11 protein-coding genes and 2 pseudogenes are annotated in these 14,235 nt (G+C 60.4%); 11 read left to right on the top strand and 2 right to left on the bottom strand.

Features of this window, described 5'->3' with window-relative positions:
* Window positions 1-2: 2 nt before the first annotated feature.
* Both ABDX79_RS02770 and ABDX79_RS02765 read left to right on the top strand, forming a co-directional pair.
* Window positions 3-1,322 (top strand): hypothetical protein, encoded by a 1,320-nt coding sequence (locus tag ABDX79_RS02770; protein ID WP_346218715.1) that lies wholly within the window; start codon window positions 3-5, stop codon window positions 1,320-1,322.
* Between the two features lie 147 nt (window positions 1,323-1,469).
* Window positions 1,470-2,651, top strand: a complete 1,182-nt coding sequence (locus ABDX79_RS02765) for a GNAT family N-acetyltransferase (RefSeq protein WP_346218714.1) — start codon at window positions 1,470-1,472, stop codon at window positions 2,649-2,651.
* 736 nt (window positions 2,652-3,387) lie between these two features.
* Here ABDX79_RS02765 and ABDX79_RS02760 read toward each other — a convergent pair.
* Window positions 3,388-4,830 (bottom strand): mannose-1-phosphate guanylyltransferase/mannose-6-phosphate isomerase, encoded by a 1,443-nt coding sequence (locus tag ABDX79_RS02760; protein ID WP_346218713.1) that lies wholly within the window; start codon window positions 4,828-4,830, stop codon window positions 3,388-3,390.
* 538 nt (window positions 4,831-5,368) lie between these two features.
* Here ABDX79_RS02760 and ABDX79_RS02755 point away from each other — a divergent pair.
* Window positions 5,369-6,609: pseudogene (locus ABDX79_RS02755) on the top strand (IS3 family transposase).
* Here ABDX79_RS02755 and ABDX79_RS02750 read toward each other — a convergent pair.
* Window positions 6,608-7,473: pseudogene (locus ABDX79_RS02750) on the bottom strand (IS3 family transposase); the annotation flags it as partial. The pseudogenes ABDX79_RS02755 and ABDX79_RS02750 overlap by 2 nt on opposite strands.
* Before the next feature lie 194 nt (window positions 7,474-7,667).
* On the opposite strand from ABDX79_RS02750, the gene ABDX79_RS02745 reads away from it, so the two are divergent.
* The 8 genes from ABDX79_RS02745 (at window position 7,668) to ABDX79_RS02710 (ending at window position 14,043) form a co-directional block, all read left to right on the top strand.
* Window positions 7,668-8,162 carry a tetratricopeptide repeat protein gene (locus ABDX79_RS02745; RefSeq protein WP_346218712.1) on the top strand — a complete coding sequence of 165 codons (495 nt, stop codon included), beginning with the start codon at window positions 7,668-7,670 and terminating at the stop codon, window positions 8,160-8,162.
* Complete coding sequence (locus ABDX79_RS02740; RefSeq protein ID WP_346218711.1) at window positions 8,162-8,917, top strand: hypothetical protein; 756 nt, start codon at window positions 8,162-8,164, stop codon at window positions 8,915-8,917. Before ABDX79_RS02745 ends, ABDX79_RS02740 begins: the two co-directional genes overlap by 1 nt.
* A gap of 127 nt (window positions 8,918-9,044) precedes the next feature.
* A complete protein-coding gene (locus ABDX79_RS02735; RefSeq protein ID WP_346218710.1) occupies window positions 9,045-10,559 on the top strand; it encodes a type II and III secretion system protein family protein in 1,515 nt (504 codons plus the stop codon).
* The gene (locus tag ABDX79_RS02730; protein ID WP_346218709.1) at window positions 10,540-10,821 is read left to right on the top strand and encodes a hypothetical protein; all 282 of its coding nucleotides are present in this window, start codon (window positions 10,540-10,542) and stop codon (window positions 10,819-10,821) included. Before ABDX79_RS02735 ends, ABDX79_RS02730 begins: the two co-directional genes overlap by 20 nt.
* 142 nt (window positions 10,822-10,963) lie before the next feature.
* Window positions 10,964-11,815, top strand: coding sequence for a Flp pilus assembly protein CpaB (gene cpaB / locus ABDX79_RS02725; RefSeq protein ID WP_346218708.1), 852 nt, complete (start codon window positions 10,964-10,966; stop codon window positions 11,813-11,815).
* Between the two features lie 3 nt (window positions 11,816-11,818).
* Window positions 11,819-13,126: an AAA family ATPase gene (locus tag ABDX79_RS02720; RefSeq protein WP_346218707.1), complete on the top strand. Its 1,308-nt coding sequence runs from the start codon at window positions 11,819-11,821 to the stop codon at window positions 13,124-13,126.
* A complete protein-coding gene (locus ABDX79_RS02715) occupies window positions 13,127-13,657 on the top strand; it encodes a TadE/TadG family type IV pilus assembly protein (protein WP_346218706.1) in 531 nt (176 codons plus the stop codon).
* Window positions 13,654-14,043, top strand: coding sequence for a TadE/TadG family type IV pilus assembly protein (locus ABDX79_RS02710; protein ID WP_346218705.1), 390 nt, complete (start codon window positions 13,654-13,656; stop codon window positions 14,041-14,043). The genes ABDX79_RS02715 and ABDX79_RS02710 overlap by 4 nt, the downstream gene beginning before the upstream one ends.
* Window positions 14,044-14,235: the final 192 nt, after the last annotated feature.

Below are 14,235 nucleotides of genomic sequence, written 5' to 3'. Positions count from 1 at the left end.
CGATGACGCTGACGCTTGCCGGATATATCCTGCTCCCTCTGACCCTGGTTCTGGCCTTCGTCGCGCCGAATTGGATCGTCTACCTCCTCATCGCATTCACGGCCTTCTCCGGCACGGCGCTCGTCAATGTGAGCGCCTTCACGTTCGGTCTCCAGCCGACCCATTGGCTGTCGGCAATCGCCGGACTTCTCTTTCTTTTCGGTGCGCTCACCATTCCACGAACCGGCCATGCTGCGACCATCAGCATTCTGCTCATCCTTTTCTTTACCTCGATCGTCCTGTCGATCTTCACGAAAGTCCTTGACAGCCAGGCCACCCTCTCCAACCTCACCCAGGCAGCGATTGCACTTGACGGGCTCCTGATCACGGCCATCGTTGCCTTCTTCGTATCGACGCCGGACCGGCTGATCACGGCGATCGACGTCTTCGTCGTCAGCGCTGTCTTCGTTGCCGCCTGGGGCCTTCTGCAGTTCGCCTCCGGCACGATCGGCTTTCAATATCCCGCATTCCTGTTCAACAATTCGATCAGCGACTCGGCTGATTTCTTCGACCAGAACATCAAGGGCGTCACGCGGATCAGTGCTGTCGCCATCGAGCCCTCGTTCTTCGCACGATATGCTGTCGCGGCCACCGGTATCGCGCTCTTCACCGCGGAAGTGGAGACGGGACGACGCAGGCTCGCCTTCTACGGCGCTGCATGTTTCATCGGGGCGACCGCCTTCCTCTCCACCTCGACCAGCGCTTACATCGGCCTTGCGGTGCTCGCCTCGCTCTGGGTGGCCTCGGACATGCGCAGGCTGATCCCTCTCCTTGCGGGCGCGGTGCTGGGCGTTGCTCTTCTCAGTATCGTCAACCCGGACTTCATCCGTACCCTCTGGTCAGTGACCGCGGGAAAGGCCTCGAGCGGCTCGTTCTACGATCGCCTCGGCACCGTCCTCGCTGCTCTGGAGAGCTTCGACCGGCAGCCTTTGTTCGGCCATGGCTGGGACGAACTGGCCTCTTACGACCTGTTCGGCGCATTGCTTTTCCACATCGGGATCGTCGGCCTTCTAAGCTTCTTCGCTCTCCTCGGCTACGCGCTCATCGGGGGACTTGGGCGCGGCACCACGCAGGACCAGCCAACTGAGCTCACCAGGCTGTCTGCCGGCTTCCGCATGACCCTTCTGGCGGTCATCGCCGTCGATGCAGTCTCCGGAATATCCTATGTCGCCGCAAATCTCTGGGTCGTTCTCGGTCTGACACTCGCGGTTCAGGGTATCGAGCGGTCGATGAGACGCCGCAACCACGCAGGCAACTGGTCACCGACACCGGGGTTCGCATGATGCCCGGCCGAGACGAACACCGGTCTTTCCGACCTCACACATCAAGTTCGGTATTTGAGCGTTTACAGCGCCGGATATCTACGTGTGGCGGTATCGCGCCGGCTGATCTTCACCTGAATTGCGTGTCGCAAAGAAAAGAGATCCAGAATGCAGGATGAAAGACGGATCAGGACCTTCACAGTTCGAGACCTTGCGCAGCTCTCGGAGCATGTCGACGCATGGGATCGGCTGGCCTGGGATGCGCCTCAGGGCCTTCCACTGCTCTTGCCCGGCTGGGTGCTGGCCTATTTCGAGCACCGGGTCACGAAGCGCGAGCGATGGTTCTGCAGCTTTGCCTATCTCGATGACGAACTCGTCGGCGTGCTCCCCGTCATCGTCAAGCCGCATCCGGTCCTCGGGCGATTGTTTCCGATTCTTCACGCGCCCTTCGACAATCTGACCAATTCTGGCGACGTCATTCTCTCAAGGGGACATGCGGCGTCTGCCCTTGCCGCCCTTCTTGAGGAAGCGCGGTGCGCAGAACCGCGACACCTCGGGCTCGCCCTTCCAGCCGCCCGAGGCAACTCACCGATCTGGCGTGCCATATCGGGTGGGGTGCCGGGCCATGTCCCGATCCGGGGCCGAACCTTTCCGTTCGACAAGATCGATCTGACTATCGGTTCCGCGGCCTATCAGAACCAGCTCGGCAGCAATCTCAGGCGGAACCTGAAACGTTACCGCAAGAAGCTCGACGCCATCGGCGAAGTAAGTGTGGAGTTCCTGACGGGCCCAGCAGCGGACGAGAGCTGGCTCCAACCCTTTCTCGAGCTCGAGAATTCCGGTTGGAAAGGCGAAGCCGGGACCTCCCTTTTGCAACGACCGAGCGAAACAGCGTTCTTCCGTTCTCTCGTTCGCAATTTCGCCCAACGCCAACGACTCGAATGGCATCTCATCAAGCTCGACGGACGCCTCATCGCGGCGGGCCTCGGTATCCGATGTGGTGGATCGCTCGTCTTGCCGCGCATTGCCTTCGACGAAGACTATTCCGCCTATCAGCCCGGTACACTGCTCACCGGCGAGGTAAACGCGGCGGCCTATGAGCGTACGGATCTGTTCGAACTCAATCATATGAGCGCGGCATCCTGGCACCGAAACTGGAACATGCCGCAGGAAGACTATGCGACACTGCATCTCGTCCGAAAGGGGGTGCCCGCAGCGCTTTTCCACCTTCCATCAGTTGCAGGCGAGATCATGCTTCACCAACACATCAAGCCGCGTATCCCACCGGACTACAAGACAAAGTTGAAACAGCGGCTGATTTCCCTCGGCCTGATGCCGGGTAAGACCTGATGCGGCGTCAGGTTGGCCCGAGCGGAAAGCGTCGCCTGCCGGCGGATCTTCAGGAGCCGAGGTCGTTAGAGCATCGACCCCTACGTCAGAAATGGCTCTGATGCTCCTCCTTTTGAATTTTGCATCGGATGTTACGAAAACCGGCTGCCACTTCTCGGTCCTATGCGTCAGCGCGGTTCGCCGAATGTGAGGAGACCCTCAAGATCGATTCACATTCGGCAGTAACGAAAGCCCATGCGGCGCTTTCGTGCATTTGAGTTCCGTCGTCGAAAAGCGAGCGAGCGGATGTCGTTCCAGACGAGGCGCGATCTGACACCAAGGAATGGTATCTCACCATGAAAAATCTGATCTCGTCCAGCACCGTCAGGAACGTTCGGGACGTCTATCGGCCGGAGCTTATCATCGTGTGGGTGATCGTCGCATTTTGTGCGGAGGGAGTCGCAATTCTGGCCTGGATCATCGCTGACGTTTGGTGACACGACGCTGGCGCGTGCAACACCCGTCATCGCTATAAGCTGCCACGACACCAGGGCTCGGCCGGGCGGTCTTGAACATAAACAAGGTGTCCGACTGATCCCGTCGGACACGTTATAGTTCTTGAAGTCGCATTCAAGATGCAGCGGCAGCTCGGTCAGATTTGAGCAAATGCTCAGAGGCTACTGCGCCCAAGCTCCCAAAGACATGGACGGTTCGGCGATCGCCTGGAATTCTAGACGAGGCGCGGACCAGGCCCGTATCAGGTACCTGCGCGAGCGTAGATGTCTTTGTGGCGAACGATGTCGTCCTCGCCGAGATAGGACCCGGTCTGCACCTCGATAAGCTCGAGGTCGATCTTGCCTGGATTCTCCAGCCGGTGAACCGAACCAAGCGGGATATAGGTGCCCTCGTTCTCGGTCATTCGTGTCACGGTCTTGTCGATGGTGACAAGCGCTGTGCCACGCACCACGATCCAGTGCTCGGAGCGGTGGTGATGGTGCTGCAGCGAGAGCTGGGCGCCGGGCTTCACCACGATTCGCTTCACCTGATGCCGGCCACCCTTGTCAAGCGAGCGGTAATTGCCCCAGGGGCGGAAGCTCTGGACGTGCTCTTCCGTGAGGCCGGGCCGTGCGGTTTTCACTTTCGCAACGAGGCTCTTCATCAGATCGCCCTTGCTGCGGTCCGCGACAAGAACCGCGTCCTCGGTCACAGCCACGACGAGGTTGGAAACCCCGGAGAGCGCGACAAAAGTGCCATTAGACCAGACGACGTTGTTCTCCGCGTCTTCGGTGACCACCGTGCCGTGAACAGCATTTCCCGCTTCGTCATGATCGAGAATCGGGTCCAACTTGTCCCAGCCGCCGATGTCCGACCAATCGAAATTCGCGGTCGCAACCGCCACCCGCTCGGCCTGCTCCATCACCGCGTAGTCGATCGACCGTTTGGCAGCTTTCTTGAAGCTCTCCGGATCGAGCCGGACAAAGTCGAGATCGGTGACCGCCGCCCTAACCGCGGCATCGACGGCAGCCATGGTTGCCGCGTCGCGCTTCTCATATTCTTCCATAAGCACGTTGGTGCGGCAAAGGAAGTTTCCGGAATTCCAAAGATAGCCTTTTGAGACGTAATCTTCAGCGGTCGCGCGGTCAGGCTTTTCGATGAAACGCTTGGCGCTCCGAACTTCGCCGGTGGACCCGGTAATTGCCTCGCCGGGTTCGATGTAGCCAAAGCCGGTGGCAGGACTCTCCGGCTTGATGCCGAAGGTCACGATATATCCGTCGCGAGCGGCATCGCACGCACCCCGAACGCTGTCACGAAAACCGTCCGCATTCTCGATGCGATGATCAGCGGCAAGCGCGAGGATCAGCGTCTCGGCACCATGCCGAGCCGCCGCAAAAGCTGCGGCAGCAGCAAGGCCGGGTCCGGAGTCTCGCCCCTCGGGCTCAAGAAGGATGGTTACGTCGACACCGATCTCCTGAGCCTGTTCGGCTGCCAAAAAGCGATGATCGTTGCTTGCAACGATAATGGGCGTTCCAAATCCCTTTGCATGAACGCGAATGAGCGTGCTCTGAAAAGGCGAGATATCGCCGAACAGGGGCAGGAATTGTTTGGGACGCGTGCGCCGCGAGGCCGGCCAGAGTCGTGTCCCTGCACCGCCACACAAGATGACCGGAGCAATGTCATTGTGCGTCAAGGCTTCGGTCACGTCGAGTCATCTCCTTCTTTTCGTATCCCGGTAGACATTTGCCGATTGCCGCGCCTGGCAACCTTTGAAGCTTCACGTTCGCGATCGCACTGCGGTTCAATCCGCTCGTTCTCAGGACATCGAGCGTCGATCGGGGCAGGATTTCATCTAATTCCGGCGCTGTCAGTAGTGCTTCGTCGCCAAAGAGTAAAATCTATGTCCCCATCGTCACAAAAAATCCTCGGAATGGGAGGGCGTCTTCATGGATTTGCTCGTATCCATGGTCACCCGTCGCCCGATGCCCGTATGAAGCGCGTCTCGTCGCGATTCATGCAGGAAAGCGGCGAACAGCAATGCGGAAGCTGACTGTAACACAAAACTTGATACTGCCTCGGTTGCCGCAGAGGACTTCAAATCAACCCGTGTCCGGAAGGGTCGGTACAGCACAATTTCATTCACTTTGTGTTGGCACTTCAGCGCTGACGTGCTTCCCGAAATCGGACCGTTTTGAGCTGGAATTTTCCAATTATGATCCCGTGATCGGGACGAGGAGAATTCCATGAAGAAGTCGAAGTTCACCGAGGCGCAGATCGCCTTTGTCTTGAAGCAGGCCGATGAGGGGACGGCCGTCGCCGAGGTCTGCCGGAAGGCCGGGATCTCGGACGCGGCCGTCTACAATTGGCGCAAGCGCTACGGCGGAATGACGCCGTCGGAGGTGAAGAAGCTGCGTCAGCTCAAGGAGGAAAACACGAAGCTGAAGCGGCTGGTTGCGGACCTCTCGCTAGACAAGGCGATGTTGCAGGACGTGTTTTCAAATTGAGGCAACGCAGCGCCACCGGTCCGAGCGCGTTGCCGAAACTCTAAAAGCCTCTCGCCGTCGCCAGTTGGTGAACGAGGTCCGGGAGAGCTGGAAGGTATCGGCCAGACGCGCCTGCTTTGCCCTGAAGGTCGCTCGTTCCCTCTACGCCTATAAAGCCAGGCGCGACGATCAGGCTGCTTTGAAGAAGTGGATCAAGGAAATCACCGAGACACGCGTGAGAGGAGCCTGCCCCGGACTTGATCCGGGGGCTACCGCCGTGTCCACGTTCTGCTGCGGCGCGAGGGATGGGCTGTGAACCCGAAGCGAATCTACAAGCTTTACAAGGAGATGGACCTTCAACTGCGCAACAAGGTCCCGAAGCGGCGCGTGAAGGCCCGGCTTCGAGACGACCGCACGGTGGCAACCCATGTGAACCAGACCTGGGCCATGGATTTTGTCCACGACCAGTTGGCGACGGGCCGCAAACTCCGGATCCTGACGGTCGTCGATACCTTCTCGCGCTTCTCCCCGGTGATCGATCCCCGGTTCAGCTATCGAGGCGAAGACGTCGTACAGGCACTGGAACGGATCTGTTCCAAGGTCGGCTATCCCAGAGCGATCCGGGTCGATCGGGGCTCGGAGTTCGTCTCCCGCGATCTTGACCTTTGGGCCTATCAGAAGGACGTCATCCTCGACGTCTCACGATCGGGAAAGCCGACGGATAACGCGTTCATCTTGCGTCGGGGCAATCGATTCACTGGATCGATTGCTTTTCCCTCCTCACCTTCAACGGCAAGTTCCGCGCCGAATGCCTGAACATGCGTCGCCTCGGTCGCTCGGACCGGTGGCGCTCTGTCGGCGACTTGATGAGCCTTCCGTTCAACCGCCGAGTTTTTCAACGGAATAGGCCCGACGCAGTGGTTCCCAATGCTATATTTCGATCAATAAAACAGCATAGTTACCAACGGTTTGGACTCGCTTCGGTGGTTTTTGCTACCTAATGCCGCGACGAAGCGCCAAAAGAGCCAGGTCTTTCTTCAGCCGATTACTTGTTGCCCACCCAACGACGCGTCGGGCGAACAGATCAATCACGACGGCGAGATACAGCCATACCTCACGGGTCCAGATGTGGGAGGTGTCGATACCCCACTTCTGGTTCGGCCCCGTCGCGGTGAAGTCCTGATCAAGCAGGTTCGGGGAGATAGGAAACGCATGATGGCTGTCCGTCGTTCGTTTGAAACGCCTCCTCTGTCGCGCCTTCATTTCGTTCCGGCGCATGAGCCGGGCGACACTGCGGCGGCCGACAGCATGACCGTCAGCGCGACGCTCGTGGACCATACGCGGGCTTCCGTCCGTCTCGTTCGACGTAGCGAACGCCGATCGGACGTGCACCAGCATCACGAGGCCATCGCGCTGTCGGCGTGAGGCCGGACGGGCCCTCCGGGCGTAGTAACCGCTTGGGCTGACGTCGAGGGCCTTGCAAAGACGCTGGACGGGGAAATCCTTCTTCGCCGCATCGATGAGTTCAAACCTCATCGTTCGGCCGTTCGCTCGGACCGGTGGCGCTCCGGCCTCACTCCCTCATTGGCGAAAAAAGTCGCGGCCCGATTCAGGATCTCGCGCTCCTGGCGCAGGATCTCGTTCTCACGCCGCTGCCTCTTCAGCTCCGCCGCAAGGTCCTCCTGCCGATCGGGTAGCGGAGCTTCCAATTCCTTGTCCCGACGTTTGTCGAGCCAGCGGCGCAGCGTCGACAACCCTATGCCTAGATCTTCGGCGCTCTCTTTCTGCGTCTGGCCGCTCGTCTCGACCAGACGAACGGCCTCCGCCTCAAACTCCTTGCCGAACCGGCGATGGGATCTGCCCATGAAATGCTCCTCTTTCTCTCAGAAGAGCTTTCCACTTTCCCGAAGCAAGTCCATCCATGGCCCCGAGGCACAGCCGTAAGGTTGACAGCGGAAATCGCTCATTAACGCTGGCGGGGTAATTTATTGGAGAGGGGCCCTGCGACAGCGATCCGTCGCCGGGGCCTCACAGTGCCGTTTGTGAGAGTTGCATCCCGATGATCAAACCAGTCACTGCCATCTGTCTGTCCGCATTCCTCGCAATTGCCGGATGCAAGTCAGCCGGGCTCGATGAGAATGGTTCGTCGGGTCTCTTCGGATATCCGGCCGGCATATCCGTTTCCTCCAAGGCCCAGATCGTCGAGGCGAAGACGCAGTTCCGGGCCGAAAACTACAACGCGGCCTTCGACATCTTCAAGGAAGTCCTAGAGGCCGATCCAAGCGATAGCGATGCCTGGCTCGGCTATGCGGCCTCGGCCGACAGGCTTCAGCGCTTCTCTGCCGCCGACGACGCCTATGCAAAGCTCGCGAAGCTGAAACCCGGCGATCCGACCGTCTACAACAATCTCGGCTATTCCCATCTTCTGCGCGGCAATGTGAAGCGCGCCTACGCCTATCTGGCGCAGGCCAAAGAGCTAGCCCCCGGCAGCCAGCGCATCGCCAACAACCTGCAGCTTCTGCGCTCCGGCTCAAAGTCAAAGGACAAGCGCTGATGTCGACGGTTCTCGCGGGCGAAACCGAACCAAACCGGCCGTTGGCGAAGCTCTTCTCGCTGGCCGATGCAAGAGCTGACGTCAAAATCGTCCCGCCAATCGATACCAGTATGGCTTACCCGCCGAAAGCGCCCCGGATCGTCTGGGACAATCCGGGCAGCGTCTCCGAAAACGAAGCCAGGGAAGGCGATCCACCTTCGAAATGGTCGAAGATCGTCTTGTGCCTCAATGTCGCATGCCTCACCGCGACCGTCTCGATCGGCGCGATCCTCACGGCAAGCTACCAGCCCTTGCAGACAATCGCCGCAATGAACGACAAATTGGGCGTTATCGAGGGCGCGGAGCAGCGCCTGCGCTCGGATATAACTCATTCGGCCTCCCGGACCGACGGCCTGATCCAACTTCGCATGGATCACTCCGATGCCGCCCATTTCGAGCTCTTGACGGGTCTCGGCGGCCTGCGGGACAGCGTCGCGGAAAGTTCGAGCGCCATGCGCCAGAGCGACGTGCGGGTCGAGGACCAGCTGTCGGACATGATGATGTCGCTCGCCGATCTTCAGACGGCAGTATCCTTCTCGCCGGAGACACGCAAAAGCGGACCGAAGACCATCGCGGCGGTCCTTTCGTCGGGTGAAGGAGAACCTGTTCGCGTTCCTGCTCCGACCCGGTCGCCCGGCGCCTCACGACAGGCGTCCTCGAAGTTCGAGAGGCATGAAATGCCCGATGGTTCCGTAGCTTACCGGCGAATCCAGTGACGCTGGAGAGCCGAGGCGTTGAGCATCGGTTAACCCAAATACGTAATGATCACTTCTTAGATGGAATGAAATATCCGCGCCAGGTGAACCGACAAAACACCCGCGCAGAGTAATGAAGGTTGGCTGAATGACCGGGCGTCCCATCTTGGCGATGGCGAAACGAGTAAAGACAGGTTCGCCGGTTTTTGCGTCGGCGATCGGATTGTTCTTCGCCCTTGCCGCAATCGCGACGATGGCCGGGACGTTTTCCGCTCAGGCCCAGCAGCGATCCATCAGCATCGGCAACGGCACCGTGTCGAATATCGTGGTGCGGCCCGGCTCCACACTGACGATCGCAACGAGCCAGCCTTTCGCCAATCTCGTCGTCGGCGATGTCGCGATCGCGGATGTCGTGCCGTTGTCGGATCGCACATTCTACGTCCAGGCGATCGGTCAGGGCACCACGAACATCTCGATCTACGACGGTGGAGACCGACTTCTCGGCGTCGTCGATACGCGCGTTCAGCTCGATCTCGGGGATGTGGCGAACGCTGTGAGGGCGGCGGTTCCCGGCGGCAATGTCCGTGTCACGAATTTCAACGACCGCATTCATCTGAGCGGCACCGTGAAGAGCGCGCCGGATGTGGTGCGTGTCGTCGAAGTCGCCCAGCAATATTCCTCGGAGCCGGTGATCAACGCCATCTCGGTCAGCGACGCGCAGCAGGTCTCCCTCGAAGTCAGGGTTCTGGAAGCACGGCGCACGGCGGGCCGTGACCTCGGCATCAACTTTCGCGGAACCGGCGGTACGAGTATCGGAGTGGCGGGATCGCGTCTCACGCTGAACGCCAACGACCTGGGTAACCCGCAAGCCTTTCTGCAGAGCAATTCCAGTCGCAATTCTCAAGGAACGCCTTTCGGCTCCATGATCGCGCAGGTGCTGGAAAGCGCAGGCGTGCGCGTCGACGTCGTCATCAATGCCCTTGAGAAGAAAGGGCTCGTCCGCCGGCTTGCCCAGCCGAACCTCACCACCGTCAGCGGCGAGAATGCGAGTTTTCATGCCGGCGGCGAAGTTCCGATCCAAGCGGCCGTGACGGGCATCGGCGGGACGGCAGCCACGGAGACAGACTACCGCCCCTATGGTGTCAGGCTGGAATTCCTGCCGACGGTACTCGACCATGGGCTGGTCAACCTCCGGGTGACGACCGAAGTCAGCGAGATCGACCCGTCCATTATAGTCAACGGCAATCCGGGCTTCACCTCCCGCAAGGCCCAGACGGTGATCGAACTGAGAGACGGCCAGAGCTTTGCGCTTGCCGGCCTCCTGCAGACCGTCAATTCGCGCACGGTGGAGCAGCTTCCGTGGATCGGAAACGTGCCGATCCTCGGCTCGCTCTTTCGCTCCGTCAGTTTCCAGAAGCAGGAGACCGATCTCGTTATCGTCGTGACGCCGCGCATCGTGCGCCCGGCTCCTGCCGGCCAGCGGCTGGCTTCGCCGCTCGACATGACGAGGCCTTCGAACGATCTCGAGCTTTTCGGCCTCGGTCTTCTGGAGGTGGACAGGACGATCATCGGCTCCATCCAGCGGGGCGATGGTGTCGCCGGGCCCTTCGGCCACTTCATCGATTTTCAGGAGGGCGCAGTCAATGCCGAGAGCTATCGCTAGGCTTCTACTCGTCCTTCCCGTCTTCACCGTCGCGGGCTGCACGACGGATTATTTCAACACGAGCGACGGTATTTATGCGGGCGCGGGCTACGCGATGCAGCATAATCTCGCCGTCCATCGTGCCGATCCCTATCCGCAATATGGTGCGGCGACCGGCATCTGGACCGACGGCAAGCGCGCGGCGGAAACGATGCGCAAGCATCGCGGGGGATCGGCGGCTCCGGTCTATCCGGTCGCCGCGCCCCCTCTTTCAAAGACCTGACGCCCCCATGCGTTTCCGATGCCAAGCTTCGGAGTGAAAAGCCGTTTTTCTCATTAACCGGCTTGCAATGACGGTCCGGTAGGCTTTGCCGCTTCAGGACCCCGCTCCTTGATGGCGGGCGCTTCTTTGGAAGGTGGAGGCCATGCTTCGTTATCTCATTCTGGCTGCGGCCGTCTCCTCGGGAGGTGCCGCCGCCTGGCTCACCGTCGATGGCGGTCGAACGCCCGAGATGACCAAACCCGTCGTCGAAACACCCATCGCGATGACGGATGTCCTCGTCGCGGCCGCCGATATCGTGGAAGGTGGCCGGCTGTCCGCCGAGAAGCTGCGCTGGCAGCCCTGGCCAGAAGCCAGCGTCAAAGACGACTTCATCACGCGAACGGCAAGCCCGAACGCCATGAGCGATCTCGAAGGATCGCTGGTGCGCAGACCGCTTCGCGAAACCGATCCCATCATCGAAGCAAAGCTCGCCCCGAAGAGCAGCGGCTATATGTCCGCGCTTCTTCCGGCCGGCAAACGGGCCGTCGCCGTGAAGGTTTCGGCCGAAAGCAGCGCCGGCGGCTTCGTCTTGCCAAACGACCGGGTCGACGTCATCCATACGATCACCCGATCCGTAGGCGACGTAGGCGCTTCGACGGAAAGCCGTGTCATCTTGAACAATGTGCGTGTTCTGGCGGTCGATCAGAGCCAGATGGACGGCAATGACGATGCGGCGCAGAAAAGCGTCATCGGCCAGACCGCTACGCTCGAACTCGATATCGCCCAGGTACGGACGATCACGGCCGCCCAGGCGACCGGCTCCCTGACACTGGCGCTGCGCTCGATCGCGGATGTCGCGGAAGCAACGCCGCTTCTGACGCCGGAAGACCCGGCCAGCGCCGCGGTCGGGACCCGAAAGCGGAAACAGCTCGTCGTCACCGTCACCCGAAACGGGAAGCCGGAAACCGTTGAAGTGAAGCGCCATACCCGCGTTTCCGGACAGAGGATCAACTGACCGATGCTCGACAGTGACCGGATGATGGTTGAAGGCGAAGGCATCGGTGCGAACGGTGCGTCCGGCGAGGTCATAAAAGCTGATGTCGGGAACCGCCCGGCGATCGAGCCGATCCTGACGCCCCGCATCGACATTGCCGTCTTCGCCGAACATCCGTCGGTCCGCGAGGCTGCGGAAACCCTCAAGGCCGACCGGCGCATGCGGCGCGCGAAGCTGGAGGTTTTTCCTGGCGCACTGCCGGTCGCGATTGAGCATTACAAGTCCACTCGGACGCCAGACCTGATCATCGTCGAGGCGCCGGCCGACGAAACGAACCTGTTCGAAGGGCTCACCGCGCTCGCCGAAGAATGTCTGCAGAGCACCAAAGTCATTGTTGTCGGGCAGCGCAACGACATCGCCTTGTATCGCGATCTCATCGATTTTGGCGTCGGAGAATATCTCGCTTGTCCCATCGACAGTCTGAGCCTTCTTTCGGCGATCGGCCGCCTTTATCGAAGCCAGGCCAGCCGGACGCTCGGCAAGGTGTTCGCCTTTCTCGGCGCACGCGGAGGCGCCGGGTCGTCCACTCTGGCGCACAATGTGGCTTGGTCGCTCGCGACGGATCATAAGAAAGACGTGCTTCTGATCGATCTCGACCTGCCTTTCGGAACGTCCGGCCTTGACTTCAACCTGTCCCCGCCCGCCGGGATCGCCGATGCATTGCTCGAGATATCCAAGCTCGACGAGGCGCGCCTCGAGCGAATGGTTGCGAGGAAGGGCGAGCGTCTTTCGATCCTTGCCCCGCCGCTAGCGATGGATGCGGATCTCGAACTCAATGGCGAAAACTTGGAAAAGCTGATCCAGACAGCCCGAAAAGCGTCTCAGGTCACAATTCTCGATCTGCCTCATACCTGGGCGCCATGGATGCGGGAGCTTCTTCTGGAAAGTGACGAGATCGTCGTGACCGCGGTTCCAGATCTCGCCAACATGCGCAATTTCAAGAAGCTCGCCGACTACCTCAAGACGTCCCGGCCAAACGACCGGCCGACGCGGCTCGTTCTCAACCAGATTGGTCTGCCGAAGCGGCCCGAAATCAAGCCAGCGGACTTCGCAAAGGCAACGGGCGCGAACCTTGAGATGGAGATCGCCTATAACGGCATTCTCTTCGGGCGCGCCGCCAATAACGGGCAGATGCTTTCTGAGACCACTCACAATGTGCAATGCGCAAGGGCGATCGGCGCGTTCGCCGACCGGCTGGTGAGCGGCGATACAAGCCCGGTAAAGAAAGCCGGTGCCTCGCCGCTCGCCCGGATTTTCAAGCGAGCCGGATGAATGTCGCGCTCGCGCCACGCCCCCCTTCCGCGACCGGCCAAGATCCTTTGGCCCGACCCGCTGGTGTTGCGAACGGCATTTGCCGATTTGCGCTCTCGGATGGATGGCGTCGCGGCGGTCGAATTCTCGCTTGTTCTGCCATTTCTCGTCTTCGCTCTCCTGGCAATGATCGATACCGGGCTCATGATTACCGAAAAGCTCGCTGTCGATCAGATCCTGCGCTCAGGCGCCCAGATCGCGATGACCGATCCCGGCCCTCAGGCGGTTTATGACCGGATCGGGGCAACCGCCGGAACCGACTATGGCGTCGTCCCTTCTCCGCAGGCTGCGACGGTCGATCAGATATCCCTTTCGGTGACGCGGTATTTCGCCTGCCTGGAGGCGCCGAATGTCGACGTCGCCGCCGGCACCACCTGCGAGGGCTCGAACCCGACCGCTGCGTTTTACCGCGCGGTGGCAGTCAAACCCTTCGACGCGATCATCTTGAAGAACATCGACGTGAACTCGGTCATTCAGGTGCAGGTCCGATGATCTGGAGGCGCTTTGGATCGGATGGAAGCGGGGCGACAGCCGTCGAATTTGCGTTGATCAGCTTTCCGCTGATGCTGACGTTTCTCGGCTGCTTCGAATTTGCCCGCGCGCTTCAGGCGAACAACAATCTGAGCTACGCGGCCGGCAGGGCCAGCCGTGCGATCCTGACGAACAATGCCATCTCGGAGGCCGATCTGACGCAGACGATCCGGGCCGCCTTCGTCGGGGGTAATCCGGACAGCTTGCAGATCGCCTACGGTACGGAAGTGACCGATGGCGTCACCTTTCGCACGATGACACTCAGCTATTCCTTCGAATTCGTCGCGACGGCGGTTTCCGACACCCCGATTACCCTCAGCGTCTCGCGGCGCGTGCCCACGGAATAGGCCAGGAAGCGAAACCGGTCGTTCACCCTGCTCCTATGACACAACAGTCGCTTGGCTATCATTCGGCACTCTCGGCAAGAACAATTCAAATTGAAAATATCGTCTTTATCCAACCGAAACAGCGCTCTCCTACCATCGGCATAAGTCAAGCCGGCGACGGGCACTCGGGTTACCGACCCAGAGGTGGCGCGC

Source organism: Fulvimarina fulva (genome assembly GCF_039652615.1).
In the GTDB taxonomy this organism is placed as follows: Bacteria; Pseudomonadota; Alphaproteobacteria; order Rhizobiales; family Rhizobiaceae; genus Fulvimarina.
This window is presented reverse-complemented; position numbering and strand designations above follow the sequence as displayed.

What these genes read in the sequence shown, in the direction of transcription:
- ABDX79_RS02715 (WP_346218706.1), top strand. Translation starts at nt 13,127, where the DNA reads ATGTCGCGCTCGCGCCACGCCCCCCTTCCGCGACCGGCCAAGATCCTT.
- cpaB (WP_346218708.1), top strand. Translation starts at nt 10,964, where the DNA reads ATGCTTCGTTATCTCATTCTGGCTGCGGCCGTCTCCTCGGGAGGTGCC.
- ABDX79_RS02765 (WP_346218714.1), top strand. Translation starts at nt 1,470, where the DNA reads ATGCAGGATGAAAGACGGATCAGGACCTTCACAGTTCGAGACCTTGCG.
- ABDX79_RS02770 (WP_346218715.1), top strand. Translation starts at nt 3, where the DNA reads ATGACGCTGACGCTTGCCGGATATATCCTGCTCCCTCTGACCCTGGTT.
- ABDX79_RS02740 (WP_346218711.1), top strand. Translation starts at nt 8,162, where the DNA reads ATGTCGACGGTTCTCGCGGGCGAAACCGAACCAAACCGGCCGTTGGCG.
- ABDX79_RS02735 (WP_346218710.1), top strand. Translation starts at nt 9,045, where the DNA reads ATGACCGGGCGTCCCATCTTGGCGATGGCGAAACGAGTAAAGACAGGT.
- ABDX79_RS02710 (WP_346218705.1), top strand. Translation starts at nt 13,654, where the DNA reads ATGATCTGGAGGCGCTTTGGATCGGATGGAAGCGGGGCGACAGCCGTC.
- ABDX79_RS02730 (WP_346218709.1), top strand. Translation starts at nt 10,540, where the DNA reads ATGCCGAGAGCTATCGCTAGGCTTCTACTCGTCCTTCCCGTCTTCACC.
- ABDX79_RS02720 (WP_346218707.1), top strand. Translation starts at nt 11,819, where the DNA reads ATGCTCGACAGTGACCGGATGATGGTTGAAGGCGAAGGCATCGGTGCG.
- ABDX79_RS02745 (WP_346218712.1), top strand. Translation starts at nt 7,668, where the DNA reads ATGATCAAACCAGTCACTGCCATCTGTCTGTCCGCATTCCTCGCAATT.